Below are 26,654 nucleotides of genomic sequence, written 5' to 3'. Positions count from 1 at the left end.
GTGGGGGCTGCGCTTTACCCCCTTTCACCATCCATTTTTACCATTGGTTTATATGGGCGCAATTTATTTTTCCTTGGTGTATACCGCTTATTTGCATCATTCCAGAATATCCACCATTTGCCATTATATAGTTTTGGAGTTCCTTCTTTCCATCGGTCAAACCCTTGCATGTTGGTATGGCAGGATTCAATTTGATCTACCATTGTCCAGAAGTCAGTAAACTTTCCTTCCTGTTTCCACTTGTTCCGCTCCTGGCTAAATATGTGAGGCCTTGAAAGAAGCCGTAGTTCCAGTTTCATTTCTCCGTTCTGCTGCCAATACTGGTCAATTTGCTGGTGGAGTTCGGTTTCTGTATCTGCTTTCAGGTAGATGTTTCTATCACAAAATAGTTCTGCTCTCAGTTGTCTTCTTGCTGTTTCTGCTTCCCGTAAGAAGAAATTACGGTAAGGTCTTGGGTATCTTTTTTCCATTAATTCTGGTTTGTTAGTCTATTAAAATGGGAGATCGTCCGGATCATCACCTGTAATTTCTGCTGGTGCAGTGGGCAGGGCTTCCGATGTTGATTTTTTCATGGCCTCGTGTTCTGCTTCTGGCATTGGTGGATGTGCATCTCCTCTTGTATCGAGCATGAGCATTTCACGGCCAACTACTTCAGTTACGTATCTAGTGATACCGTCTTTCTCATAGGAGCGAGAGGTTAGCCTTCCTTCCACATAGATTTTGCTTCCTTTCTTCAGATACTGTTCAGCTACTTTAGCTAGGCCACGCCATAATACTATATTGTGCCACTCGGTCATTGATTGTTTGTTACCCTCTCTATCCAGATAGGATTCAGTTGTGGCGATAGGGAAGGTGGCTACAGATGACCCAATTTCAAGGTGCCTTACTTCTGGATCTTTACCGAGGTGTCCAATTAGTATTACTTTATTAACTCCATTTGCCATTATTATTGTAAAATGTAAGTTATATAAATAAACATTGGTAAAATAATAATCATTTATGGGTAAAAAAAGGGCAGGGCGGTATATTTCCCTGCCTTGTGATTTATGCTAAAACCAAGTCCTTATTCTCAATCTTTTTCGCTGACATGCGCTTTTTAGCACGGTCTAAGTTCTCACGTACAATTGTGTATTTTTCTTTGATTTCCTCACTGTTTAGCCTTTCGACCTTTAAGGTGTATTCCAAATCCTTGATATCTTTTGCAAGCTGGTCATTGTCTGTACCTGCTTCAGTCAAGCGTCTATTCAGCGTGTCATGAGACTTCTCAAGCGCTTCTACGGACGTTTCCAAATCAGATGAGCGTTGGGCAAGCGTCTTGTTCAGTTGCTCTATTTTTGTACGTGCGTGACGCTCATCATCAAGGGCAGTTTGAAGCGAAGCCAAGCGCTTTTTCAGTATGTCTACCTCCTCATTTCTTGCGTCAAGTTGTACGCTTATAATGCGCTTGCGCTCAGCCAGCGCTTCAGCCTTTTCGATGGCTGAATTTAGAGCGCTATCAAGCTCATTCCCCTTTTTTTCTAGTTCTGAGACTCTTTCCTGACGGTTTTTCATTACCATTACAACCCCTTGAAATAGGAGGGAGGTAAAAAATAAAGCGCTTGTATAAGGGAGTATTTCTTTAAGCTCCCAGTTGATAAGCCAAGCAGATAGGAATGATACAACCAGAAGCGCTGCAAGTTGTAGGGAGAATGCTCCAATGCGCTTTAGCTTCAATAGTTCGTCTATTTGGATCAGTACTTTTGTCATGGTGGATTATGGTTAAGAGATTCTAGATAGTCTATCCATTCTATCATCAGTAGAGTTGGCGCTTACTTGGAATTGCCCTGCCTGTTTACTGCGCTTGTCTTCTGCTCTGCTGAGTACTGATTGCGCTACTGTTTCGCTCGCTTCATTGAATAGTTGCATATTCCTTATGAGCATATTCAGTACCTTTTCAATCTCTGTATCGCCTTTGCAGATATTCAGTTCTTTGTGAATCGATTCTGACAAGTTGTGAGAGGTGATGACTATAAATATGGGAGGGAAGATTCCAAACAGCACAATACCCACTAACATCATCCAGTCCATATCCATAAAGAAGAACTTATGGTAAGTTGCTACAGATAGGAACGCAGAAACCAAGGCTGCTGCAAGGCTTTCCCACTTTAGTCCAATTATGGCCCAGAAGAGGGAAGCGAGTTCAAGGATTACGGCAAACAAGGCTCCGAGTACTACACCAGTTATTACCAGATTAGCGTCTGCTATACCAACCAGTTGACCAAACTGTTCTGCTGCCTTCTGGCTGAAAATAGAACTGTAGAATAAGGCAATGCTGATTACTTGTGCACCTGTTAGGATGATAATCATGGAGATTTTCCCAACTGGCAAGCGCATAAACAGGATAATCAGTATAGTGATGTAGGTAGATTTGATGATAGCTTTCATAAATAATCAGTTTTGGATAAGTGCCGGATGAGCCGTAACCCATCCGGCAGGGAAAAGAAAAATTGACTACTAACAACCGAGTCTTTATGATGCGTGATATCTAGCTTTGATTAGGTCAAACCTGCCAGTGTCATCAGTGAAATGTTTGATATCAGCTTCCTGCATAGATTTTTGGCGTTCCTGTTCGTTCATCTTTCTGCGTTTGATGACTTCTCCAGTATCTTTCTCCATGTGCAGGACTTCAAAATTCTCAAAGTCTTTCAGTATCAAGCATTCATATGAAATGGTTTCTCCTCTAGCTCGTAGCATATCAGTAAGATTTCTTCTTTCGGCATTTAGCTTTGCCATCCGGTCTTTGATCATCTTGTTGATTCGCTTTTGTCTACCTTCCAATTTCTCAATAGCATCCAGCTGGGCTTGTAGCTCCCTGCCTTTATCAGCTTCTTGTTCGGTTGTGAATTTCTCGAACCGTTCAGCCGTTTCGGTTGATACTTTGATGTTTTTTGTTATTTCAGTCATTTTCGGCTTTTAATTGATTAGGTGAAAAATGTTACCAAGGCTTTCGGTTTCTTGGTTTTACTTTAGATTGTTTTTGCCTTGCTATCTTCTCTTGAAGCAATTTCTTCATAGCACTCAATGATTCTTCTTGTACCTCCTTTGATGCTGTCTCGATTACCTCCAATACAGGCTGAGGAATAGCTTTGGCTTTTATTTCTTGTTTGGCAGGGGTAGATGTGTTTGTCGATACACCATTTCTGATTTTCAGGATATGATCATTTGCCTGAATAGCATCTCTGATAATCTTGGCAGCTACATTAGGTTGTCCATTGGAAACAGCATGTAGTTGATTGATACATTTTCTATTTGTTCTAAGCCTATGCTGAATGTCATTCATTCGCCCTTCATGGTACTTGTTCCAATACTCATTGTATATAGCTTTCCATTGAGGTTGTCCATTGAATTGATCCCAAAATGCTTGTACATCATTTTCAAGCATAAGTTTCTTGGGTTTGAATGCACCTTTTACTGTAGTAGCAACCGTTTTTGCTGTGTCAGCTACAGATTGTGTTACTTCTTTTACAATTTGTCGTACCTGTTCAATCTTCTGACCAAGTAACTGGGATAACTTTTTAGCATTCAATACCATAGAACGGTATTGACTTTTACGCTTACTGATAACGAGGATGCCTATCTGCTCGAGCTCGTTTAAACAATTCGTTATTGTCCTTTCGCAAACACCTATATAGCGGGCATATTCCAAGTTTCTCAAGTCAATAGATTGACCGGATTGATACAGGCGCACAATCTGCATCAGCAAGTGTTTGCTGTTTGATTTCAGCTTTAGGCTTTGTATTTGATATGTGATGCTGTCGGTCATAAGTTATTATGGGAATTTTTATTCGTTAGCAACAATTAGTATATTGCAACAACGATTAGTATCATTTCGCTACAATGATAAAAACGAAATGTATATTTGTCAACATTTAATAAGAAAAAAACTACAAATTGTTTCCGATTATGTCTTTTGGAAAGAGATTAAAAGCTTACTTCGCCTTTAGAGGAGTCCATACTGAGGAGCTTTGTGAAATTCTTGGTAGAACGAGAGCATCAGTAAATTTTTACTTGACAGGTAAGAGATTCCCAAATGAAGAAGTATTAACCCAAATTAAGCAGACATTCCCTGAACTAAACTTCAATTGGTTATTTACAGGTGAGGGGGAAATGTTAGTAAGTGAAAGTGGAAGTGAAAAAAAAACTTCACAATTAGAGGAATCAAATATCAGTAATATTGACAACGAATTGTTGAAATCAATTGCTGATGAGCTTAAAAAGCTACGAGAAGAGAACGTTGTATTGAGAGAAGAGTTAAATAAGGTTAAAAAAAAGGTGGACGGTCTTGATAGTTCTCTGGGCAAGACTAAAACCACAAGGGATGTTAAGAATTTTGGCATTTCGGGAAAGGTTAATCCATATTATCAGAGAGCGTGCTAGTGAACTTATTTGTGCTAAGGGCACACTTAAGGACCACTAGTAGGTAATATGGAGGTTACAACGGAGTTGTAATTCGCTCTAAGACAAATGATTAAACAGAGTCCTAAAATGTTGTTTCATGTTTTTTTGGGACCACTTTTTAGGGATTAACAGTTTGATTATTAGGTAGTTGCATTTTTAGGTGTACTGAATTTTGCTACATGATTTCAGAGTAGCTGATTTTGATGTACTAAGTAACTGTTGTCCATACAATTAGCCATAGAATACTTGTAAAGAGTACTCTATGGCTTTTTTGTTTTCCCTCCTGTAGTCATTTGGTTTGGAGTATTTTAAATCAAGGTTACACATTAAAAACACAAATTGGCTACACCGAATAGCTCTGGCTACACCTAGTTTGAATTTTTAGATTCGATTATCATAAAACCGTTTTTTTAACTTTTAATAACATGACAAAGAGCTATTTTTGGAATGTACGCCCTACAAAAAGTATGGTAGATTTACAGTTTTACCCAAGATCTAGGAAAAATCCAGAGCTGGTAACAATCTATGGACGCATTGCTTGTGAAGGTTTAAGAGATGTGATGTTTTCAACTGGCATCTATTGCAAACGATCAGAGTGGGATGGTGAGCATAAAATGATATTGGGAGCACATCGGGAAGCTGACAATAGCTTCTTAAAGGAAATCAGAAATGAAATTAAGCTTTTGTATAGAGGCTTAAAGGTTAGTCATGACCTTGTAACACCTAACATGGTGAAAGAGGCTTTTTTGGAATCGAAGGGTGGGCGGCATATTTTACTTTTTGATTTCATCCCTCAATTCTTGAAAAGAAAACAGTCAGAAGTTGCAGCTTCTACATTTAAGGCTTATCGCCATCGAATAAAGAAGGTAGAAGAGTACTTTAAGGAGATAGGGAAAGAAAAGATTCTACTGGCAGAAATCACCAAAAAGCAGGGTAGGGACTTTGTGCGTTGGTTAGACAAGATTCGGAAGTATGAGGCGAACTACTCTGCAAAGGTGGTGGAGCTGTTCAATATGCTGATGAACTTTGCGGTAGAGGAAGGCTACTTGAAAAACAACCAACTGTCAGAGGTGTTGTACCTGAAGCGCCCAAGACCTAAAGAGGTAGTGTATCTCAGTGATGAGGAATTAAAGGTACTGGAGCTTTACAAGTTTGCAAGTCCACCATTGCAAAAGGCTTCGGATATTTTTCAGTTTCTATGTCATACAGGAATGAGTTATGCGGACTATAAGGAGTTTTCCTATCAGCAGGATGTATTTAAAATTCTGGGTAGACTGACCATTAAGAAAGAGCGTAAGAAAACGGGGGTGGAATATAAGGTACCGTTAAATGATAAGGCGCTGGCTTTACTTGAGAAGCATAACTACAAACTTCCGATTCTATCTGTACAGAGGCTCAACCGGTATATCAAGGAGGTAATGGCTGTGATCAATGTGCAAAAGCCACTGACTAGCCATAATGGACGTAAGACTTTTGCTATGCACCAGATGCTAAAGGGTGTGACCATGTATGCTATTTCCAAAATGCTAGGGCATCGGAGTATTGCTACAACAGAGACTTTCTATGCGAATATTGCGGAAATCACCTTAAAGGAGGAGATGGATTTAATTCTGAAGACAGAATAAAGACATGAGTTTGTTTATGTATGAATAAATGTTAATATTTGCACTTTAGTGGAAAATAAGCCATAAAAAGCAAATAGATTCTGTTCGTTTTTTTGCCTTGTACATGAATACATTCTTAAAAATTATAGTATAGCACACTATTATATATATAATAGTTACAGAAAAGCCTATCGCTATGTGATAGGCTTTTTTAATTTAAATAAAACCAATCTTGGATATTAGAAAATGTACTGCTATAAAGTTCACTATCCCTAAAGTCGAGCGCAAACTTAGACCTACTATCACCAGTAAAGCTAGATAAAGTATGACTTTTAGTGAAGCTAGAATAAGTCATAAGATAAGGGAAGTTACCAAAAGTTCTGAATTGTAAATTACTGTTTGTAAGGGTAACTTAATTAGAGTGATTGTAGTGAAGACTACTTATAAGAACTTGTTAAACTAACAGTGTGCAAAATAGCTAAAATGCAAATTGACCAATTATCGACTCGGCGATTTAATTCGATTTTGATGGCATTAATGCCTCCAAATGAGGCTTTAGGGGCCAATAGATCCTATTTGTTTAGGGAGTTAAGAAGAGAATATGGGATTATCAGGGCAGAAGCTGGAGAAGATTTAAAAAAGGTGACTGATCAATTACATACCCTGCTTCAAACTGCTAACCTTCTAGACGAATTCAGACAAATACGAATTGGAATTTATGTTGACTGGAGTAAAAATACCTACATTTAGTAAAATATACGATGCTTTTTGTCAAATAAGACGGGTTATTAACAAATCTACTTCTTATGAAAAGTATACTAAAAACTACTACAGATTTTCTTGATCATTATTATGATGAAGAATGTCAGTTAATGGTGACTAAGTATAAAGGGTTTGCTTATTCGCCTTCTCAGATAATGGAAGAAACCATTATTACTCAAAATATTCTACTGATGTATCAGCCAACTTTGTGGTTAGTAGATAAATCTCAAATTCAAATTCATTATTCAGCAAATAGAGTTGTTTCTACTATTAGTGAGTGGGTTAATTTTGTCCACTTAACAAAGTTGATGAAAGTCGCTTTTGTAACTGGAGGCAACAATGAGACTGTTCATAAATATGTATTGGCTTTATTAGAAGAATATCAAGTTCGGAATTTAGGGTTGAAAACGATTCTTGCTGTGTTTGAGGATAAAATTCAGGCTGAAGAATGGTTGTTGTTCAGTGTGAAGTGAGTTGGAGAACTGGTATTGAGGTAAGTTATACTGAAAGGAGGGGTTAACACTTGCGGAGTGTTAAGATAGATTGATCTTGCATTTAGTTAGAATGTATATGAAATTAATGTTCATACGAATTAGGTTTATAAAAAGAGGAAAAAGTAGGTGGTTTCTGCCTGCTTTTTTTAAAAAAAAATGCTATTAAAGGAATGCTATTACATATTTAATTTATACAAAGACGAGTAAAAAAGCCCTTACTATGTGATGGGCTTTTTTCTTGTTAACAAGTAAGTTACTTCTATTTGGGTTGTAATATTTACTTTAGGCAAAGAATGAATTGATTTAGACCCTTTTTAGTGAGGATAAATTCCTCAATTGTCTATTGCCAGGAAAAGCTTACCATCTTATGGTAGGCTTTTTTGTATGGATACATTTTAAAAAATTAATGCTTTTTGGATTTTTTAATGGTTATACATGTTATTTATGTGAGAGTTATTCCACAAGCAGCGGACATAACCTTCTTAACCAATTAATAACAGCATGACATATGCGAAAAAGGCTTGTCTCCGCATCATAGGCAAGCTTTTTTTTGTATTGTTTAGGCATTTTTCAGGGATTATAAATGTTATGTATTTGAGAGTTTATCCACAAAAGAAGGACGTAACTTTCTTAGCCAATTAACAGCATCTTTAGGTCAATAATGATCTGAAAGAGCACATGCACGAAGGAAAGCTTGTCTTAGCACCAAGGCAAGCTTTTTTTATTGACTTGGGAATTATTATTGGCTGCAATTGTTATTGAATTGAGAGTTTTTATCCAAGAAGAGAGGGGTAATACTTTCTGACTAAAATTAACAGCAGTAGTAACCTTTAGGCTAATGAAGGGAGCTTAAAGGTTGTAAACACTAATAAAAGCTTGCCTAAGCAGAGAAGGCAAGCTTTTTCTGTTAATTGCTATTGAGCATAAAAAGGCAAAATTTGCAGATTCATAATTAATATGATTATTAAAGCACAAAAAGAATGGGCAGCCTCTGTCCATTTTTTTGTTAGTGTTGAATTAGGAATACCGATCCTAAATAACGTAATAAACGAGTAGTGAAAGGCCTGTTACAATGTGATGGGCTTTTTGTGTAAATTATTTTTGTGTTGAATTTGTTACGATAGTGTAGACATCAGACATCATGATATGGTTTACTCATGCTAATCTTGAACGATGTAAAGCCCGCCATCTCTATGGTGGGTTTTATATTGTTTGCATTTTGGTGCAATAAAGATCAAATTGTTTTTCATTTATTGATAAATAGAAGGAAAAAGAAAGAACGGGCAGTATCTGTCCGTTTTTTCTTTATATTCAATAATAGGATTGTCAATCCTATCTTAACTATTGAAAATGAGATACGAAAAGCCTGTCACAATGTGATGGGCTTTTTGCTTTATTAACGGAATTGGTAAGTAAAGAAATGGTGGGGTTGTGTAAATTATATATGATTGAAACGTAGTTTTTCGATCGCATGGATACCAATATACTTGACTCCTAGAGAGAGATTTAAAGCCTGCCATTTTGTGGCAGTTTTTTTTTACCGATAAAATCGGATGTTTGTGCACCCCACTCAACGCCATGTTTGAGTGGGGCTTTTTTATGGCCACTATGACCTCATAAATACTTCCTATAATTTTATGGGAAACATAGAGCGTTATGGTAATGAACGGCAAACAACTTTCAATTTTCAGCAATCAGGAGGCGCAAAGCAGGCAGGTCCGCAAGGAGCGGCTAATGTTGCAGTGTGAGCGCTGGCTGGCCAAGTACATCGAGATGGAGTACGGATGCCAGTTTGAGAACAGGTACCAGGATCTGGTTTTGCTTGATGGGGATCTGGAGGAAGGGGAGGAAGAATGCCAGGTGGTGGAGGTGGAAGTGGTAAGCTCGTGCAGTGTGCGGGCTGTCCATATCATTCCGGCACTAAAACACGAATTTGAGTTCAAGCTGCTGACCTATGTGCAGGCACAGAAACTGGCGGGCAAGTCTGCCCGTTCGGCGGTGGTGGAGTTCCTGGAGCTTTACGATATCTGCTGCCTGAACGAGTACAAGACTGCCCGTGGCTATAAGCTTTGGCAGCGGAGCGAGCAGCGCAAAATGACTAAGGAAATTCAAATCAGACGTGAACTGGCAAGATGAATCTAGGTAGAGCAAAATCGGATAACTGGGGCAGCTTCAAGGATATTGTGGTCGTGAAGGCAGACAATGTCAGCTCCATTGACTATGAGGGTGCGCATAAGGCCACCGCTATCAGCATTGTTTCGGAAGAGGGTATCTATTACCTCTATGATGTTTTGGGGGGTAGGTACCGTGAGCCGATGAAAACGGATAAGCAAGGTGACTACTTTGAGCTGGAGTTGCAGTTTGGTATTGCCAAGGATCGGGAGGAGGTGCGGGAGCTGGCATTGCAGCTGAAGGATGAGCGGGTGGTGTGTGTGGTGACAAACCAGCTGGGGGAAAAGAAACTGATCGGAACGAAGGAGACACCGCTGCGGATGTCTTTTGGTTTTGATCTGGGTAGCCAGATAACGCAAGGCAACTCGCATGCTTTTACGGCTGGAGAGCGGAGCCTTGACAGGAGCCGGATCTTTGAGGGAAGTATTGCAGAGCCGGCAATGCCTACACTGGTGGTGTACCGGGACAACCCGGAACAATTGCTGGTTCAGAAAACCGGTGCGCCTGCGGAGTGGATCCACTTTGAGGAGTATTCTCATCTGATTGTGGATGATCCCGCCACCGTGACGGCCATTAACTTCTGTGATGCGGGGGTGTATGGTACTTTGGACTTGACGAAGCAGAACTGGAGTACCCTTTCGTATGTATGTCTGAAAAATGGGCGGGACTTGGACTTGCAATTGCCGGACTATGTGGTGCAACAGGCTGGCTTTACCCTTGACATGACCAATGCCATCCTGACAAAGGTTAAGCTGCTTTCGGTTTTGCAGCAGCTGGATTCACTGGGCAGTGACCTCACTTTTACAGGGCGTACCTTTAAGATTGGGGTAATTATTCCAGACTCAACAGACAGCAGCGATACACAGGAAGGTTTTCCATTGATACCGGGTAAGGAGCCTGACCAGACCTGCATTAACCTGATGGAAAAGTTGGGTGGCCCAAATTATGACGGCAACGGTGAGGGTTGGACCATCACAACGGCTACTTACCTGTTGGGTATAGTCTATATGAAGGGTGGCATGTATGATATGCGGAACTGCTTTTCCCAGAATTCAGGGGAAGGGCTGATCATCACCAAGGGGCAGTACAATTCCTACCAGTTCAATATTACGAACAGGAGCAACTGGGTAGGTCTGGACGGTACAAGGCTGGAGTTTTACCATACGGAGCCTGCTGCCATTGTCAGGCTTAATATGCGTAAGCTTAGGATGACAGTTGCGCCACAGTTTACGCAGGTGGTTTTCGACAGTGCCATGCGGGTAATACTCAGGGACACTGACCTTAGCATACTGGACATGATTACACAGATTGAGCAGGGTGATGTGACAACAGGGACTGTGGTGCTGGACTTTATGGCGCTTTCACAAGGAATTGACGACAATGTCACGGAAGCAACGGAGCAGTTCTATGATGATACCGGCATTGAGATCATGCACCCCAAGTTTGAGGAGGTTTTCACGGACAATGGAGGGAATGACTGGGTGAATGGGGGTTCGATCTGGCAGAGCATCCATGAGGCCATCACGGATATCGTTTCCTGCTTTGTTCCAAACGGGAATGCAAACCAAGGCTCAAACAGTTGGCAGGAAGCAGCCGACATGTACAAGGGTCAAGACACTTGCACCCTGGACATGAGGGATGAGATCAACAACCTGATAGAGCCTTTCAGGTGGGCACGCTATGTTTATTGTGATGCCAGCCCGACCAACAAGATGTACCATTATACCCGCAAGCTCACGGATGTAACCGTGTTCAGGGGAAATGATGCGATAACGCAGGGCATCACCCCAGAGCCGCTGGTGGTGCCAAAATTTGGCACGCTGGACTTTATGAGGGCATCGATCAGGGGATACAAGCCGCCCAACAACCAAATGACCATTGACTTTGGGAATGTGGACCATGTGGAGGAGCTGTGGCTGATGCCTTTCTCCATGATCAGTGATGCTGCTGCCAGGGTGAACATCATCAACCTGAAGTCCCTGAAATACTTTGAGCCTTGGGCACAGATGTACTTCAGCCCTTTCTGGAATGATGCAGGCTTTGACAAGTCCTCGCTGGTGGAGTTCAGGCGTGGCGCATATGGAAACTCGATTATCGATTCAGGGTATCAGGGGCTGGTGTTTGATAACTTCCCTAACCTGGAAGTGCTGCACCTCAACAGGTATCAGGAATACTATTTCAGGGCCTCCAACCTGCCAAGCCTCAGGGAGCTGGTCACCCCTAAGAGAATGGACCAGAACGGTTTTAACGGGTTGCAGGGAAATACGGACTTCATTGTGGATATGGCCTCGATCAACAAGGATAACCTGGAGGTGTTCAATGCTTCCGGAAACATGCCCACCAGTATTGACCTGTCAGGCAATACCTCACTGAAAGAGTTGGGGCTGGATTTGTGTGACACCGAAACGGTGCTCTACAATACCGATTCACTGGAGCGGCTTATCCTGAACCAGGACGATAGGCGGATGTTTGGCAGCCTGCCGGTGCAGCTGAACAGTGTTGTGCCGAACCTGATCAACTTCCCGTCCCCTTCAATGAATTACATCGCTTTGACTTCCTATGAGCAGGATAATTCAACGACGGTATATGCTGACTCTGTTGGTTACTGGGAGGACCTGCTGAACATGGCCTTTTCAGCCAATGCAGACAAGAACACGGTAAAGGATGTTGTCTTGAGTGTTGGGTCAGGGGGGTACTTTATTAGCGATGGAGAAGCTTTTATCAACAATGTGAAGGTTGCCTGTGAAAGGGATTGGATTTCTGCAACTGTGCATGGGGTTGACATGACATCAGTAAGCCCTAACCAGTATTCAAATACACTCTACATAAGAGGGGATGTGTTCTATGTGGATAACTACCCGCAGTCTCCAAGGTACAAGAAGTACAGCATGAGCGATCTGAGTTTTATCTCCAATGCTTCCAATACGAATATGTCCAACAGGTAACAAGAAAGCCTCCCATCCCGGGAGGCTTTTTTGTTTAGTTCAAATCGTAGTGTTCGTATTCTTTCTCTCCAGATATTTTCTTGAGGTATTTGCCCACTAGGTAGGTGTCGAGTGCCTCGGTGTAGTGCGGCTCGTGTACCTGCGGGCGTGTCTTCCAGTTCTTTTCCCCGGACTTATCCTTGTTGAATCCTTTCTTTCCCAGCTTTGCCCCGCAGCTTTCCATGCTGATGTTCAGATCCTCGCAGTTGACCCGGTTGGAACGATAGGCGGGCAGCCTTTCGTCACGTTCACTGAACATATGGGCATAGAGGTAATAGACCGCATCGTGATGGGGTGCCTTGCCGATATAGTGCATGCGAACTTTCCAGCCCAGTTTCTCCAGCTCTGACTGGTACTCATCGGCAAAGCTGATCTCCCTGCTGGCATCTTCGGCTACAAAGGTGTGGTCATACCAGAAGTCGATCTGGTTGTTGCTTATCTGATGGGGCTTGTAGTAGGCATGGAATTTCTTGACCAGGTCCGAGATCTTTTTCGGATACTCCACGTGCATGGCGTTGATGGGGCCATCGCATTCCACTCCATCCACCTTTCTTGGCTGGCAGATGGACATGGTACTGATGGCAATATTGGCATCACAACTTATCTGCAGGGGTTTTCCTTTCTGCAGGTCAGAGTCCCAGCGGCAATCCTTCTTGACATCGAAAATAGTTTTGCCTTGCAGGTCCAGGTTCATGATAAAGCTATCCTTTTCCGCTACGTAATAATGGCGTTCCTCATCGAGCAAACCGTAAAAGCCACCGGCCTTTTTGTGGATAATCTCATTGAGCACCGAGATCATATAGTCTAATGGGGATAGTAGCTTCTTGAGGTTTTGGATGGCATCAAGGCCCAATACATGCACGTTGTCCAGTGTGCTGGCTGTGGAGAAATAGACGGTCTTTCTTCGCAGCTCATTGAGTTCTGCAGAGTACTGCTTGATCAGTGCCTTGACCTGCTGCTCCTTTCGGTTGGAAAGGTGCTCTGTCTCCAGCTGGTATTCGAGCTGGGAAACCCTGATGGCAATTTGCAGGATCAGTTCGCAGCGCTGCTCGTCGTATTGTTCCTCATAGTTCTCGAGCCATTTCTGTTCTGCTCCCCGTGGGCGGTCGGAGGTGAACAGTACGGAATGGTGCTGGCTCAGGTGTCCGAAGTGCATGTCATTGCCTCGGTTGGCAGGCAGGATCTCCCGAACGAGCTGGTGCTTGAAGAAACGGGCCTCGTCAAACCAGAAGTAATCCGAGTCCATACCGTTGTTGAGTGTCTTGGTGGAGAGGATCTGGGTGTTGGCGCCGTTCCACCAGAAGATGGTATTCTTGCTGGACTTGATGGGGCGGATGGACTTGGGAATCCGGAATTTCTTGTCCGGAAACCGGTTAACCCAGAAGTGTATCCCTTCTATCAGGCCAAAACTCTCCAGTTCCCGGATAATGTTGGGCAGCAGCTTAGTGAGCAGGTTGGTGTAAGTGTATCCGACAATGGCACCACCGGAGCGTGGCATCAAATCTGCCCGGCTCTTGAGCCAGTTGGTGCCTCTAGTCGTCTTGCCCGTACCTCTTCCCCAGATATCCACCTCGATCTGTGCGTCGATAAGCGTGGCTTTCAGCTGGGGGACATTGTGATGGATTGGCTTGCAGCCTTGCGGATAATTCATACTCCAGTATTCCGTTTTGAATCAAAAAGTGCAATTGCTCATGGGTGGCCATATCATGGCTTACCTTGACGTTGGGCTTGATGGCCTTGAGTTCCTCTTCCATCAGGTTGAGGGAGGTGGTCAAATCAAACTTGCAGGGCAGTGGGGTAACCTTTCGGCGCTGTTTTACCCGTTGCCTGCAAACTGATATGGGGCAGCTGATCCGGACGATAAACCTGTCATGTGTCTGCATGGTCCACTTGGCGTACTTCCATGCCTTGCCGCTGCCGGTGGTCTCCAGGATAATCCGGTCGTGCTGCTGGATCAGGTTGCTGAACATCTCCTGTGCCTTTTGTTCCCGTGAGATGGGGGTGGCATGCATAAAGCGCCACCGGCACTCATCAATGGAGATAAAGGTGTAGTTGGGCAGGATCTTGGTCAGGGTTTCGGCAAGGGTGGTTTTGCCGCTGCCCATATTGCCGGCAATGACGATAAAGTGTTTACTCCTCTGGCTTGATTTCTTCATAGTCGGTGTCTTCAATGTCTGCATCGAGTTTAGGTACCCTTTTCAGTTCCTTGAGCTGTCGCATCAGTTCCTGGTCATCGGGCAGCTTCTTGCCCAGCAGTGCAGGGTCAAATACCAGCAGCGGTTTAGGGGGCTGCAATTGCTCCGGGTCCACGGTTTCCTTGTCGCCCATAAACTTCTCGATCAGTTTGGTGAGGTTGGCATCACAGGTGGCCATGGTTTTCAGGTCCTCATCCACGACCGCCATGTCACGGGTCTGCTTGATGTTTTCCATCAGGATGGATACATGGTAGTTGCGGTCCATCTTGACCATGGAACCGAATATTTCCTGTGCGTCCTGGTAATCCCTGAAGGCGGAGGTACGGCTGTAACTCTTGGCCAGCTTCTTCAGCTTTACAACCCTCTGCAGTATTGGCAGGACCTTACTCATGCTGAAATGCTTGCGGATCAGGTCATCGGCAAATATGATCCTTTCCAGTTTTAGCTTGGCTGCGTCTGGGAGCTGTTCCTCTGGAATCTTGCCAGTCAGGAAGGCCAGAATGGCATCCTTGTCGGTTCCCTTATAGACTATCTTTGGCATCGGCTAATGCTTTTTCTAGTGCATCTCTTTCGGTGATATGTTGCTGGAGTTTTTCCTCCAGCTCCTTTTGGCGGTCGCTGTCGGTTTCGGCTTTCTCCAGCTTCTTGTTGGTGCGTGAGATATAGGTGCGCACATTGGAGAGCCGCTTCTGCAGCTGTGCCCGGTCAATCTTTTCGGTGTCGATTTCGATCCTTTCCGGTTGCCTTGCCGGGTCTGGCAGTTTTCCATGTTCCCGGTAGTGATCGAGCTGATCCCAGCAGGCGTATATCTTTTCCCATATCCCCATCAGTTCTGTGATTGCTTCATTGAGCTGCTCACCTTCGGGGACGAGGTCCAACCTCATTTTGTTGGCTGAAACAATGGCAAATAACTCGTTTTTCTGCTGCTCGAGCTGTCGGACCTCTTCCGGGGCATTCGGGAACTTGCTCTTTGAAAATTCCTTGGTGGACTTTTCGACCTGCTTGGCTACCTCTGCTTTTTCGGACAGCTTTTGCAGTTCCTGCTGCAGCTTCTTGGTGTTGAAGCTGGTTTCGTTTTGGAGCAGCTCCTTGAGGAAGTGGGAGGTGGAGTGCTCCCTGAAGATTTGGTATGCTCTTTCATAATTCCAGTGCTTGAGTACTTCGTGTATTGCGTTCATGTGCTTGTTGGTTTGATGAAAAAAGGCCCCACCATGGTGGAGCCGATTTCCAAAAAGTTGGCTTCAGAAAAAATTTCTTAGACTGCTCCACCGTCGGATTGCAGCGGTGTTGGCTCACCGGCACCATAGTAGCGGATAAAGTTATCATAGTACGATGTCTCAAAACTCCATCCGTTACCACCGTTGCCCACTGTGCCAGCATCGTATGAAGGCACAATCTTGGCACCGTTATTTTTTGCGCCTAACTGGATAAACTTGCCGTTTTGTGACTCAAAAATCACAATGAAACGGTCGTTCTTTACCCTTCTGGCCATGGCTGCGGCATCTTCTTCGTCACCCGGATGATAGAAGGTGAGCTTTGGTTGGAACATTTCTGCATCCACATCACCAGCCGGCTCTGCCCCAAAATTGGACTTCTCAATGGTGGCATACACCTTGATCCATCCTTTGCTTGCCTTGAAGACGTGGGGCGTGTCGATCCTTACGGCATCTCCATCAAAGCTGGCTGGATCGACCACATCACTGATGGTGTCGAAGTAATCCATTGGAGCATACCAAATATTTTGTTTTATACCTGGGGCGTTGTCACGACCACGGGGTGTCCCCAAGTCTACATAGTCAGTGCTTGCCATCGTTTAGCTTAGATTAAAGTGTTAGAGTTTCGTTACGAAGGCGATCTTGGCGGCAACCAGACTGGCTACCAGCTTTGGTCGTTCCTTCAGGTCCTGCTCTGTCAGGAGCTTGCCTGCTTCTTTCAGGTCTTTGACCTTCTTGTCGTCTTTTTTCTTTGCGAGCATTTCGGTCGTCATCAGCCAAGTGCCTTTATCCAGCAGCTTTTTGCCAGACTCGTCCATGATGTCACGGGAAAGTACCGTGATCGGGATTGGGCACTTGTACTTTTGGCCAGTTACCAGAATGACGGGGGCTTTGACTTCCCTGGACTGCTTAACCTCCTCGTTTTCGGCCTGCAGTTCAGCGATTGTTTCATTCTGCTGCTTTAAGTATTCCGCCACCTCTTCGGGCGACAAGTCTTTTAGTTCTTCTGGAGTCATTGGAATTGATATTTTAGGGGAACACCCTTAATCAGGGTGTTCCGGGTTGATTACAAAGTATCTTGATCGTTGGTGAATACCAGCTCCTTGATCACGAAGCCAATGCCCATCCACCAGTCACCAAAGACCTGAACTGCTCTTGGATCGTTACCGATTCTCACTTTTGGCATGTTCATATTGCCTTTGTTACGGTTGATTTTCTTGAAGTTCCACTTTGGTGTACAGTAGATCTTTTCAGAACCTTTACTGGAAGGCACTCCCTCAACAGTTACGTTGGTGTCTTCTACCTTGTAGACAGAGTCACCGCCTACCACTACACCAGTCATGTACTTGGCCCTGTAACCTCTTGCATACCTTTTTGCCAGTGCTGTAGACATCACTAAGGTCATGTCAATGTCGTCGTACTCTTCTGGGAAGGTGTCTACAAAAGCTTCGATTTCCTCTACAAAAGTTACTGGATCCGTCGAGAAGGCTCCTGTGGTAATTGGGGTGATATCACCAGCTGTGATCGCATCGTTGATCTGCTTTCTCAGACCGTCGATAGTGGTACCAGCCGCTGCTGCAGTGCCTGGTGTTACGGCAGCCTTTACGCCACTGAAAACTTCTTTCTTCTCCCAATCCTCTTGAATTTTCGAGATTATGTGCTTCTCGATCATCCAACGAACCAGCGGCCACTGTGCACGGTCTGCTGGCTCCAAACCGGTTAGGAATTCAGCCCAGCTGTTTTTCAGATCGTCAGGATATAACTCCACATCGATCTTGAAGTTACCCAAAGCGATTGGAGCCGGCTTGAAACTCAAAGCTCCTTTTGGTGTCCATCCTTTTTGGAATGGTTGCAACACCTCTGTGAATTCAGACTCCGACGCCCGATATTCGTTTTCCTCGATAGTAATGGCACTTGCCACCATATCGGTTTTGGATTTGGTCTTTACTTTTTCGTAAAGCCTATCTTGCTTGTCTTTACCGTCGTAATAGGTGCCGTATTGGGCGACCAAAGCGGTTACATCAATATCTGCCATTTGAAAGCTTGTTTGTCAGTTTTGAATGGATGATTAACTGTTGAAATTGTCAAGCCAAGCGAAGTCGGCTCCTCTTGGAGCATCTTCTTGTGTTGCCGGGCCTTTGTCCTGTTCGGCGATTGGTTCGGTCTGCTGGTTGAGAGCCAACTGAGCGGAGTACTTTTCTGCCAGTGCCTGCTGTTCAGCTGCCTTGGCTTCAGCATCTGCAGCTTTTTGGTTGGCTTGCTCAAGTTGCTGCTCAAGGTTGGTTACCTTGGCCTGCAGGTCGGTTACCTGTTTTGTCTGGTCAGCGGTTTGTTGCTCTTCAGAAGCCATGGATAGCCTGAAGGTTTGAACGCCTTGCTGCGTCAGTTCCTCGTTTACTTCCTGCAATGCCTCTGCAGTGATTTCGCTTTGGTCGAGCTTCGGCAGCTCTGAATATTTTGGAAACTTGTTTTTTCCGAAGATGCTCATGGTTTGTTGCGTTTGTTGTGATTCCTGGCGTTTGGCCGCAAGTGCAGCAGCTCTCTCGAGTGCGTAGTTGAGATCGCCAATGCCGTCCACAAGTCCGACCGCCATTCCTGATTTATCTCCAAAATCGGCATAGTACACTTTACCGGTTAGGACATCCTCAAAATCGAGGTTGAGCCTGTCGCCCCGGAAGGCCTTGATATCGTTGTGGAAGTTGATATTCAATGGATCGAGGGATTGCTCGATCATTGGTTTGTAGTCTCCCTCGAGGTAGGGTGTCCAAAGGCATAAAAAAAACTCTTGCCATTTTTGTGTTGAACTGAAAATAAAATTTTCGCACAAAATACGGAAAGAGTTTATGTCGGTAAACATACAGCAAAAACAGCTACAGGACAAGTTTAATCACCGTTACACGGTTAAGAAGTTACGCGGAAGGGTCTGTGCACTGGAAAAAAGCAGAGGGAGTTGGAAGGGGAAATATCAGAATAGCCAACAGTTGCTCAAGGCATTGGAAAGAGAGAACAAGCAGTTGCGGCAACAGCTGTCATCTGTAGGTCCTCCAGCTGAGCACTCGCTCCCCATAGCTGGACATAAGTACAATGTCTTGATGGTGAGTATCTGTATACACCTCTATGTAGTGGGCGGCTGCAGCTTTCGGGGTGTGGTTTCTTGTCTGCAATATTTGAATAGTGCACTGGGCTGGCACTTGACCAGCCTTCCAAGCAAGAGCGCAGTCGAGACTTGGGTCAAGAAGCTGGGGTATTTTTCTTTCAATCAAGGAGAAGGCCGTTTTACCGACAAGGAGTATGCCCTGATTGTGGATGAATGCATGACCATTGGTGATGAACGGATGCTGATGGTACTGGGCGTGGAGGCAGAAAATACCACAGCAGAGGTACTTACGACCGCTGATGCGGATGTACTTCACATAGAAGTACAGAAATCCTGGAAGGCTGACCAGATCAAGCGTGTGCTGAAGGAGGTGGCCCAGACACAAGGCAAGGCACCTAAGTACGTCATCAGCGACTCGAACAACAATTTGGTCGCAGGTATCAAGGCTGCGGAACTTTGCCGAGTCAAGGATGTTGGTCACCAGCTGGCGCTACTGGCAGAAAGGTGCTACAAGAAAGATGATCGATATATCGCCTTCATGAAGTCGTTGGGAGCCTGCACCCACAAAAACATTATGAAGCCTGTGGCTTACCTATTGCCGCCAAGGCAGCGTGACCACTCCCGCTTCCTAAATCTGACGCCCACTATCGATTGGGTGTTGGCGATACAAAAAAAATATTCCACCCTAACCCGGGAAGAACAGGAATGCTTTGCCTTCCTGCAGGAACATAACGAGATTGTCAAGGAGTTGGAAACACTTGTTGTTATCACCTGCAAGATCAACAAACACCTTAAGAACAGTGGATTATCCACCGAAAGCATTGATGTGTGCCTCTCGTACTGTGAGACAGTAACACCTTATGAGAAACTGAATAAATTCATAGAAACTGTGAAAACATACCTGAAGGAAGAGGTCTCGAAACTGGAAGAGCAGGCCTGCTGGCATTGCTCTTCTGATGTTATTGAGTCTTTATTCGGCATCTTCAAGTACAGGAAGTCTCCCAATAAGCTGTATGGTGTCACCTCCTATGTGCTCTACCTGGCACTGGTAACAAGAAAACTTGCTGGCAAGGTGGTATTGGATATCGATATCAAGAGCGCTCAGGAACAGGTTTTCCTGTCCAAAATCAAGGAGTGGGAGGTTAATTACCTAAAAGAAAATCAAGTACTTAGACGTATGAAAGCACTCTCAAATTGACCGGAAGAAAATCTAATGTTTTGGACACCCTACCCTCGAGGGCAGCTCTGAAGGTGCCATTCTTATCGGTGGACTTGGTGGCGTAGATTTCGTGCCACTTGCCGCCTTGTTTCTCGAGTACACCTCGGAAGTCGGCAAAGGCTGCCATGGTACCGATGCTGCCCACCATATCCATCTTGCTGGAAGTGATAATCTCATCCGTAGCAGCTGCGATATAGTAGGCGGCTGATGCAGCGATATTATCCACCCATGCAACCACCGGCTTTTCTATGCTTCTGATGGTTTCAATTAGTTCGAGTGTGCCGATGGCGGTACCGCCACCGCTGTCCAGTTGCAGGACAATTGCATCCGTTTTTGCATCGCTGTCCAAGTTACGGAACCATTGAGACATTTGCTTGGTCCCGGCGGGACCACACCATTGCCCGTATTTGGTAACCGGTCCTCTCAAGTCCATGCTGGCAATATTGAAGGAGCGACTGCCGGTTGACGCATTGCCAATGGTTGCCATTTGGGGGGCAGCTTCCTCCTGGTTCTTAAGTGCTTCTTCTGCTGAGATTAGTAGCTTACCGTTGAGCAATGCCATAAGCTGCGGGATTTGTGCCTGCGCATAACTTGGTGTGATCCATAACGGTGAGCTGATGATTTCATTTATAAGGTTGTGACTCATAATCCTTCAATTTTGGAATGAAGGAGGTTAAAAGGATTGGATTTGGTTAGGACGGATATGTCTTAAAGTGTAAGAGGAAAGGTTAGGACATTGCAGCAATGGTATTTTTCTAATGATTCTTTTTTTGAACTTAAAACCATTTTTTATGCAAACCATTAAGACTCCGGTCACTTACTACGGGGGGAAGCAGCGTCTTGCCTCCAAAATCATCCAGATGCTTCCTGAACACAACCTGTATGCTGAACCCTTCTGCGGGGGAGCTGCTGTGTTCTTCCTCAAGCCTAAGTCCAATGTGGAGGTATTGAACGATACCAACCGGGAGCTGATCAATTTCTATGAGGTGGTGCAGAATGATTTTGTTTCACTGGAGAAGGAGATCAGGATATCGTTGCACTCAAGGGATATGCATCGGCGGGCCAAGGTGATCTATGAGAACCCGGATATGTTTTCCTCACTCAAGCGAGCTTGGGCGGTATGGGTATTGTCGGCCCAGTCATTCAGTGCCAAGTTGGGGGATGCTTGGGGGTATGATGTAAAGAAGCGCACCACTTCAGTCAAGATCAAGAACAAGCGGGACAGCTTTACGGAAGATTATGGTATCCGTTTGCAGGATGTACAGCTGGAGTGTACCGATGCTATCCGTGTGATCAAGTGGCGTGACCGTCCGGACTCCTTCTTCTATTGTGATCCGCCTTACTTCAACTCTGACTGTGGTCATTATGATGGCTATACGGTGGAGGACTTTGAAATGCTGCTGAAAGCACTGGAGCAGATTGAGGGTAAGTTCCTGCTGTCAAGTTATCCGAGTCCATTGCTGGAGGAATACACCAAGCGGAATGGTTGGTACCAGGAAAGTCTGGAGCAACAGGTGTCGGTCAACAACCGGGGGACAACTCGTAAGAAGAAGGTGGAAGTGTTCACTGCCAACTACCCACTGACCTTGCCGAAGTAAGCTGCAATTGCAACTACAGTACAAGCCTTGTCGGATAAACCGGCGAGGCTTTTCTTTTGTCGTTAGCTGCTGAAAAAATACCCTGAATCAGATATCATAAATCTAAAATTGGGGTGCAATTGCACTCTGATGATAGGGCAGGCCGCTCCTCTTTCCCCGAAAAAAACGCTTTCATTTTTTTCTCACCGCCTAAAATCAGGGTTCTTGATAGTGTTAGGACAAATTCGAGGGTGAACTGCTTGAAATATGGTACGTTAAAAACTCTGAATTTCTTATATTCTGTATCTCATAACCTACTTCACAATGGTTATAGACAGCTTTTTAATACTTATTCTAACTAAAATCAATTAAAACCCACTAGTCATGATCAAGTCAAAATTATCTGCGCTAATCTTTTGTGTGTTTTTAATCGGTTGTGGAGTTCCACAACAACAGTATGATGCACTTAAGAAAGAAAATGAAACATTGAAAGCTCAGCTTGATGATTGTCAATTTGGTGCATCAAAGTTGTTAGAAAGTGCAGAATCCTATTTTGGATATAAGAACTATTTGAAGGCAAAAGATGACATTGCCGCTATACTTGAAAAGCATCCATCATCACCTGAAGCTGAAAAAGCCAAAGTACTTCTGGGGAAAGTTGATGTAGAAATCAAGAAAAAAGAAGAAGCTACAAGAAAAAAAATTGAAGAGAAGAAAAAGCAAGCAAAGCTTAAGGTCGAAAAGGCTACCCGAAATATGAGGAAGTCACACGATGACATCAGAAACATAACTTGGTACTATGACAAATCATCACCAAGATATGTAAACTCTAGAAGCAACGTTCACCTATATTTTGGCAAAAGAGGAATAAATGATGTTCCATCACTGTGGTTTGTTATCCAGTATGTTGCAGATGATTGGCTATTTATTGATAAGTACATCATTAAAGTTGGCGACAAAACTTATAACATCAGTGAAGAAAGAAACAGGGAGGTTAAAACAGATCATGGGTCTGGACAGATATGGGAATGGATTGAATTAAGTGCAGGTAAGAAAGAAATTGAAATAGCAAAAGCTATTGCAAATGGTAAAAATGTGAAAATACGGTATAATGGACGTCAATATTACAGAGACCGAGTAATAACAAGTGCAGAAAAAACGGCAATCAAAAATGTGTTGATTGCTTATGAAGCCCTTGGTGGTAAAGTCAACTAAAAAAACACCTCCCCCAAGCCTGTCCTCACCAGACAGGCTTTTTTACTGACTGTGTTTTATTAACTTTGAAGTTTCGTTAAATATTAGATGATTTTTTCATAAGCTATAAACTCTTTATAATGAAATTCTACGCCTATTTTTTACTCTTATTGATTACTGTTGTAGGGTGTGATGAGAAGCAAAGCACTGATTTAGAGTTGTTTGATTTGAAAGGAGATGTTGAAAAAGAAGTAATGTATTCAGGGCCTGCAAAGCAAGTGTCTGGTGTTTGGTCATTGGTTGATACAACTTCTTTTTCTCAGAAAAACTTTAATCAAAGTGGTCTCTTTGAGCAAGAAGACCTTGAAATATTGAAGCAGCAAACAAAGCCTTCGTCTAGTAGAATCGGAAGCTATGGTGAAATGGTTGTTCCAACTTATTCTAAGGATAGTATTATCCAAAGGTATTTAGGAGTTATGCATTTAGCAGGAGATACAACTATCCAAACTAATTATAAAAGTGATGGAACTATTGACTCTTTTGACAATACAGTAAGAGTTTCTAATGGATCATGGTCTTTAATTTATTTTAAAGAAAGCGATGATACTGCATCAGGAAGAAATGAAACAATTAAAATAGGTGAAAGAAGTGAGATGTCAATTACCTGTTGGTTCACTACTGTCAATGGTTCTTTTTATTCAGAACAGTGTGATACTGTTTATGCTGAATATTTTGATTTTGATGAAAATAATAACTGGAGGAAGATGGTACTATATAATCTAAAGCCAAATGGTACAAAAGGTTATTTTAATGATATGGCAGTTAGAGATATCACCTACTACGACTAACCCTCAAAAAGCACTCCCCCAAGCCTGTCCTCACCAGACAGGCTTTTTTTGTGCACTTTCCACTCATGGAACAATTCATCAAACTATCGGAGGTGCTGACAGAAATGGAAAAGAAGGACCACAGAGGAGAACCTATTCCATTCAATATTGAGGTATTTACCTACAACCGTACTCACAAGAAAGATTGTAGGCGCATGCAATTGCAGGGTTACATCTGGGCAAAGGTGGCCAAAGTGGATCCAGCTGTCAAAACACAGGCAGGTACAACAAAGCGCAAACGGCTACCTCGTACCCTGACATTGGTACACCCCGAAACTGGTGATGTGCGAACTATCCACGCTGTCCTGATCCACAGGTTCAACGGCAAAATGATGCGATACTAATGAGCAGGCAAGAGCAAACATTTTTACATATCTCCAAAAAGACCAATGCGGCCTATGTTGGAGAGATCAAGCAGGGTGTCACTGGGGAGCAGCCGGCAACACCACTGGCCAAAGACGAAGGAGGCGGCAAGGTTGCCAAGTGGTTTGATCCTGGTAACGACTACCCTGACAAGATTATCAAGGATATCAATGCGGTACCTACACTGTCAGCTACGCTTTATTGGAAAGCCAATGCCCTGATCAGTGGCGGTCTGGTATATGGGGAGGTCAACTATGATGATGACGGCAACGAAAAGCTGAAACCAATAAAAGATCCGGAAATCGAAGCTTTTCTCCAGACTTCTAACTACCGCCGTTTCCTCCGGAAGATGTCCACCGAGTTTTATAAGTTCTGGAACGTCTTCCCGACATTGATCTTTGATGAAAACCTTTCGAAAGTGGCAGGTTTCAAGTGCAATGAGTCAGCTTGGTGCCGTTGGGGATTGCAGGACAAAAACGATGGCGTTATCAAGGATTGCTACATCAACACCAATTGGCAGGAAAACAACGAGGATTCCCCATCCACCATCCATATGCCGGTGATCAATCCATATTTCAGAAGCGTTGAAAGTGTGAAGGAGCGAAAAGACGGCAATCAGTTTATCTATCCCGTTAGTGGCGAGTCTTCCGGACAGGCATACTACGAACTGGCCCCATGGGATTCCATCCGCCAGTCCAAATGGCTGGACGTGGTCAAGATGATCCCGGAGTTCAAGTACCAGCTGATGAAAAACCAGATGACCGTCCGCTACATCATCAAGATGCCCGACTGGTGGATGGAATGGAAGTACAAAGGCGAATGGGAGAACTTCGAGCCAGAGAAAAGACGTACACTGGTGGAGGCTGAATACGACAAGTTTGACACCTTTCTATCTGGAGTGGAAAACAGTGGTAAGTCGATTGCCTTTATGATGAAAACCACCAGTGATGGTAAACTCTATGAAGGATGGACCATTGAGGAGGTGCCCAATTCCATGCAGTTTGATGCAGCCTACAATGAGGATTCGGAGATTGGTACCAGCTATATCTTCAATGCCTTGGGGGTTCATGCCTCATTGGTGGCCACAAGCCCCGGTAAGTCCAGCATGAACAGCAAAGGCTCGGAGATCCGTAACCTTTTCAACATGCACATTGCCAACTGCAAGCCCGAACAGGATATCCTGCTCGAGCCATTCCACTTTATCCGGGACTTTAACGGGTGGAACCCCAATATCCAGTTCTGGTTCAGAAACTATTTCCTGACCACACTGGACCAGACAAGTACCAAAGACCGAAACTTTAACGCTGGAGAACAGGCATGAAAACATTCTTTAAGGAAACCGATGAGCTGACAAAAGTCGTTGATGTAGATTCATCCCTTGAGGTGGATAAGCTAAACCATGACCTCCATTATATGGAGCAGAAACACATCAAACCATTTTTATCAGCAGACTTTTACGATAGCCTCATCACCAAATACCACAATGACAGTGCCTCAGCGGAGGAGTTGGCATTGATCGAGCTGGCACAGGTGGCATCCGCCAATCTGGGAGTCTGGAAATTTATCAGCAAATCCACAGCCAGCAAGGGTAACACCGGTATCAGGGTAGCCAATACCGACAAGCAGAAAAGTGCTTATCCATGGCAGCACAAGGAGATGAAAAACGGCTACCGGGATACAGGCTTTTACTATGTGGACCAGGTGCTAAAGTACTTGGAAGACAACAAAAACTCATTCCAGCAATGGACTGACTCTGCTGCCTATGCTGATTTCAACTCCCATTTTATTGGCAGTACTACCGAGTTTGACAAGATTGTCTATATCGATGAGTCCCGCAGGCTTTTCACCCGCATGAAACCCACCATGGAGGAGATCGAGCTTTTCAGGATCAAACCGATGCTGGGGGAAGCACTCTTTAATGAGATACTGGAGCAGAAAAAAGACAATACACTAACCGACCAGAACAAAAGCTTGCTCGACAAGATACAGCGTGCAGTAGCAAACCTGACCGTAGCCAACAGCATCTTCAAGCTCTCTCTCCAGCTAAGTGAGGAAGGCGTACTTGTGTTGTCGTTCGATGCTTTTGAGAAAGCCACAGTAGCAGACTTACAGATGCTTGAAAAACTCCAGAGTGAGTATGAGGAAAAAGGGGAAGGTTATATCCAGAAGATAGTAGATGAAGTAAAGGAGATCAATGGGGAGACGGATACTGGGACGTATGAGTTTAATAATAGTGGGAAAAGAATTGTTAAGTTTTAGATGCTTAATTAACTTTAAATGTGTATGATCATTTAATGTATAAGAAATCATCCTTATGAATACCCCTAAAAATATTATTGCACGGATTGTATGGGTAGTTTACTTATTGGTAGTTAATTGCTTGGTTTTCGTAGGTTTGATGTTTTGCTCAATATTGTTTGAATTTTTATTTCTTGGATGGGGAGCGAGTGATAAT

The 26,654-nt window shown here is 43.9% G+C and carries 28 protein-coding genes; 13 read left to right on the top strand and 15 right to left on the bottom strand.

Features of this window, described 5'->3' with window-relative positions; translation table 11 throughout:
* Nucleotides 1-14: 14 nt before the first annotated feature.
* The 6 genes from V6R21_RS20045 to V6R21_RS20020 all read right to left on the bottom strand — a co-directional run bounded on the left by V6R21_RS20045 (nucleotide 15) and on the right by V6R21_RS20020 (nucleotide 3,802).
* Nucleotides 15-470, bottom strand: a complete 456-nt coding sequence (locus tag V6R21_RS20045) for a hypothetical protein (RefSeq protein WP_334245335.1) — start codon at nucleotides 468-470, stop codon at nucleotides 15-17.
* A gap of 21 nt (nucleotides 471-491) precedes the next feature.
* Nucleotides 492-944: a single-stranded DNA-binding protein gene (locus tag V6R21_RS20040; RefSeq protein WP_334245334.1), complete on the bottom strand. Its 453-nt coding sequence runs from the start codon at nucleotides 942-944 to the stop codon at nucleotides 492-494.
* 100 nt (nucleotides 945-1,044) lie between these two features.
* On the bottom strand, nucleotides 1,045-1,746 hold the full coding sequence (locus V6R21_RS20035; RefSeq protein WP_334245333.1) for a coiled-coil domain-containing protein: 702 nt from the start codon (nucleotides 1,744-1,746) through the stop codon (nucleotides 1,045-1,047).
* A gap of 12 nt (nucleotides 1,747-1,758) precedes the next feature.
* Complete coding sequence (locus V6R21_RS20030) at nucleotides 1,759-2,424, bottom strand: hypothetical protein (protein WP_334245332.1); 666 nt, start codon at nucleotides 2,422-2,424, stop codon at nucleotides 1,759-1,761.
* Nucleotides 2,425-2,508: 84 nt separating this feature from the next.
* The gene (locus V6R21_RS20025; protein WP_334245331.1) at nucleotides 2,509-2,943 is read right to left on the bottom strand and encodes a hypothetical protein; all 435 of its coding nucleotides are present in this window, start codon (nucleotides 2,941-2,943) and stop codon (nucleotides 2,509-2,511) included.
* A 31-nt stretch (nucleotides 2,944-2,974) separates the two neighbouring features.
* Nucleotides 2,975-3,802 (bottom strand): hypothetical protein, encoded by an 828-nt coding sequence (locus V6R21_RS20020; RefSeq protein WP_334245330.1) that lies wholly within the window; start codon nucleotides 3,800-3,802, stop codon nucleotides 2,975-2,977.
* Nucleotides 3,803-3,942: 140 nt separating this feature from the next.
* Here V6R21_RS20020 and V6R21_RS20015 point away from each other — a divergent pair, with 140 nt between their 5' ends.
* The 6 genes from V6R21_RS20015 (at nucleotide 3,943) to V6R21_RS19990 (ending at nucleotide 12,414) form a co-directional block, all read left to right on the top strand.
* Nucleotides 3,943-4,416 (top strand): helix-turn-helix domain-containing protein, encoded by a 474-nt coding sequence (locus V6R21_RS20015; RefSeq protein ID WP_334245329.1) that lies wholly within the window; start codon nucleotides 3,943-3,945, stop codon nucleotides 4,414-4,416.
* Nucleotides 4,417-4,862: 446 nt separating this feature from the next.
* On the top strand, nucleotides 4,863-6,062 hold the full coding sequence (locus V6R21_RS20010; RefSeq protein WP_334245328.1) for a tyrosine-type recombinase/integrase: 1,200 nt from the start codon (nucleotides 4,863-4,865) through the stop codon (nucleotides 6,060-6,062).
* 507 nt (nucleotides 6,063-6,569) lie between these two features.
* Nucleotides 6,570-6,791: a hypothetical protein gene (locus V6R21_RS20005; protein ID WP_334245327.1), complete on the top strand. Its 222-nt coding sequence runs from the start codon at nucleotides 6,570-6,572 to the stop codon at nucleotides 6,789-6,791.
* A gap of 56 nt (nucleotides 6,792-6,847) precedes the next feature.
* Nucleotides 6,848-7,276 carry a hypothetical protein gene (locus tag V6R21_RS20000; protein ID WP_334245326.1) on the top strand — a complete coding sequence of 143 codons (429 nt, stop codon included), beginning with the start codon at nucleotides 6,848-6,850 and terminating at the stop codon, nucleotides 7,274-7,276.
* A gap of 1,683 nt (nucleotides 7,277-8,959) precedes the next feature.
* On the top strand, nucleotides 8,960-9,433 hold the full coding sequence (locus tag V6R21_RS19995; RefSeq protein ID WP_334241817.1) for a hypothetical protein: 474 nt from the start codon (nucleotides 8,960-8,962) through the stop codon (nucleotides 9,431-9,433).
* The gene (locus tag V6R21_RS19990; RefSeq protein WP_334245325.1) at nucleotides 9,430-12,414 is read left to right on the top strand and encodes a hypothetical protein; all 2,985 of its coding nucleotides are present in this window, start codon (nucleotides 9,430-9,432) and stop codon (nucleotides 12,412-12,414) included. Before V6R21_RS19995 ends, V6R21_RS19990 begins: the two co-directional genes overlap by 4 nt.
* A 34-nt stretch (nucleotides 12,415-12,448) precedes the next feature.
* Here V6R21_RS19990 and V6R21_RS19985 read toward each other — a convergent pair whose 3' ends face one another.
* The 8 genes from V6R21_RS19985 to V6R21_RS19950 form a co-directional block, all read right to left on the bottom strand.
* Complete coding sequence (locus V6R21_RS19985) at nucleotides 12,449-14,104, bottom strand: hypothetical protein (protein ID WP_334245324.1); 1,656 nt, start codon at nucleotides 14,102-14,104, stop codon at nucleotides 12,449-12,451.
* Nucleotides 13,986-14,609, bottom strand: coding sequence for an AAA family ATPase (locus V6R21_RS19980; RefSeq protein ID WP_334245323.1), 624 nt, complete (start codon nucleotides 14,607-14,609; stop codon nucleotides 13,986-13,988). The genes V6R21_RS19985 and V6R21_RS19980 overlap by 119 nt, the downstream gene beginning before the upstream one ends.
* Nucleotides 14,584-15,189: a hypothetical protein gene (locus V6R21_RS19975; protein WP_334241826.1), complete on the bottom strand. Its 606-nt coding sequence runs from the start codon at nucleotides 15,187-15,189 to the stop codon at nucleotides 14,584-14,586. The genes V6R21_RS19980 and V6R21_RS19975 overlap by 26 nt, the downstream gene beginning before the upstream one ends.
* Nucleotides 15,170-15,826, bottom strand: a complete 657-nt coding sequence (locus V6R21_RS19970) for a hypothetical protein (protein ID WP_334245322.1) — start codon at nucleotides 15,824-15,826, stop codon at nucleotides 15,170-15,172. The genes V6R21_RS19975 and V6R21_RS19970 overlap by 20 nt, the downstream gene beginning before the upstream one ends.
* Before the next feature lie 77 nt (nucleotides 15,827-15,903).
* Complete coding sequence (locus V6R21_RS19965) at nucleotides 15,904-16,458, bottom strand: hypothetical protein (RefSeq protein ID WP_334245321.1); 555 nt, start codon at nucleotides 16,456-16,458, stop codon at nucleotides 15,904-15,906.
* 21 nt (nucleotides 16,459-16,479) lie between these two features.
* Complete coding sequence (locus V6R21_RS19960; RefSeq protein ID WP_334245320.1) at nucleotides 16,480-16,878, bottom strand: hypothetical protein; 399 nt, start codon at nucleotides 16,876-16,878, stop codon at nucleotides 16,480-16,482.
* A 50-nt stretch (nucleotides 16,879-16,928) separates the two neighbouring features.
* Entirely contained in the window at nucleotides 16,929-17,897 is a 969-nt protein-coding gene (locus V6R21_RS19955) for a hypothetical protein (RefSeq protein ID WP_334245319.1), read from the bottom strand.
* Nucleotides 17,898-17,930: 33 nt separating this feature from the next.
* Nucleotides 17,931-18,596 carry a S49 family peptidase domain-containing protein gene (locus V6R21_RS19950; RefSeq protein ID WP_334245318.1) on the bottom strand — a complete coding sequence of 222 codons (666 nt, stop codon included), beginning with the start codon at nucleotides 18,594-18,596 and terminating at the stop codon, nucleotides 17,931-17,933.
* A gap of 109 nt (nucleotides 18,597-18,705) precedes the next feature.
* Here V6R21_RS19950 and V6R21_RS19945 point away from each other — a divergent pair, with 109 nt between their 5' ends.
* Complete coding sequence (locus V6R21_RS19945) at nucleotides 18,706-20,157, top strand: hypothetical protein (protein ID WP_334239876.1); 1,452 nt, start codon at nucleotides 18,706-18,708, stop codon at nucleotides 20,155-20,157.
* On the opposite strand, the gene V6R21_RS19940 is transcribed toward V6R21_RS19945, so the two are convergent.
* Nucleotides 20,129-20,824, bottom strand: a complete 696-nt coding sequence (locus V6R21_RS19940; RefSeq protein WP_334245317.1) for a S49 family peptidase — start codon at nucleotides 20,822-20,824, stop codon at nucleotides 20,129-20,131. The genes V6R21_RS19945 and V6R21_RS19940 overlap by 29 nt on opposite strands.
* A gap of 145 nt (nucleotides 20,825-20,969) precedes the next feature.
* On the opposite strand from V6R21_RS19940, the gene V6R21_RS19935 reads away from it, so the two are divergent.
* The 6 genes from V6R21_RS19935 to V6R21_RS19910 all read left to right on the top strand — a co-directional run bounded on the left by V6R21_RS19935 (nucleotide 20,970) and on the right by V6R21_RS19910 (nucleotide 26,458).
* Complete coding sequence (locus tag V6R21_RS19935; protein WP_334245316.1) at nucleotides 20,970-21,776, top strand: DNA adenine methylase; 807 nt, start codon at nucleotides 20,970-20,972, stop codon at nucleotides 21,774-21,776.
* 363 nt (nucleotides 21,777-22,139) lie between these two features.
* Complete coding sequence (locus tag V6R21_RS19930) at nucleotides 22,140-22,970, top strand: outer membrane protein assembly factor BamD (protein ID WP_334245315.1); 831 nt, start codon at nucleotides 22,140-22,142, stop codon at nucleotides 22,968-22,970.
* Nucleotides 22,971-23,089: 119 nt separating this feature from the next.
* Nucleotides 23,090-23,797 (top strand): hypothetical protein, encoded by a 708-nt coding sequence (locus tag V6R21_RS19925; protein ID WP_334245314.1) that lies wholly within the window; start codon nucleotides 23,090-23,092, stop codon nucleotides 23,795-23,797.
* Between the two features lie 65 nt (nucleotides 23,798-23,862).
* Nucleotides 23,863-24,180, top strand: coding sequence for a hypothetical protein (locus V6R21_RS19920; protein WP_334245313.1), 318 nt, complete (start codon nucleotides 23,863-23,865; stop codon nucleotides 24,178-24,180).
* Nucleotides 24,180-25,520: a hypothetical protein gene (locus V6R21_RS19915; RefSeq protein WP_334245312.1), complete on the top strand. Its 1,341-nt coding sequence runs from the start codon at nucleotides 24,180-24,182 to the stop codon at nucleotides 25,518-25,520. The genes V6R21_RS19920 and V6R21_RS19915 overlap by 1 nt, the downstream gene beginning before the upstream one ends.
* Nucleotides 25,517-26,458 (top strand): DUF6712 family protein, encoded by a 942-nt coding sequence (locus tag V6R21_RS19910; protein ID WP_334245311.1) that lies wholly within the window; start codon nucleotides 25,517-25,519, stop codon nucleotides 26,456-26,458. The genes V6R21_RS19915 and V6R21_RS19910 overlap by 4 nt, the downstream gene beginning before the upstream one ends.
* The last annotated feature ends 196 nt before the right edge of the window (nucleotides 26,459-26,654 follow it).

The sequence above is a fragment of the Limibacter armeniacum genome (genome assembly GCF_036880985.1).
Lineage (GTDB): Bacteria > Bacteroidota > Bacteroidia > Cytophagales > Flammeovirgaceae > Limibacter > Limibacter armeniacum.
The sequence above is the reverse complement of the archived record's forward strand: the minus strand, read 5'-3'. Positions and strand labels throughout refer to the sequence as shown.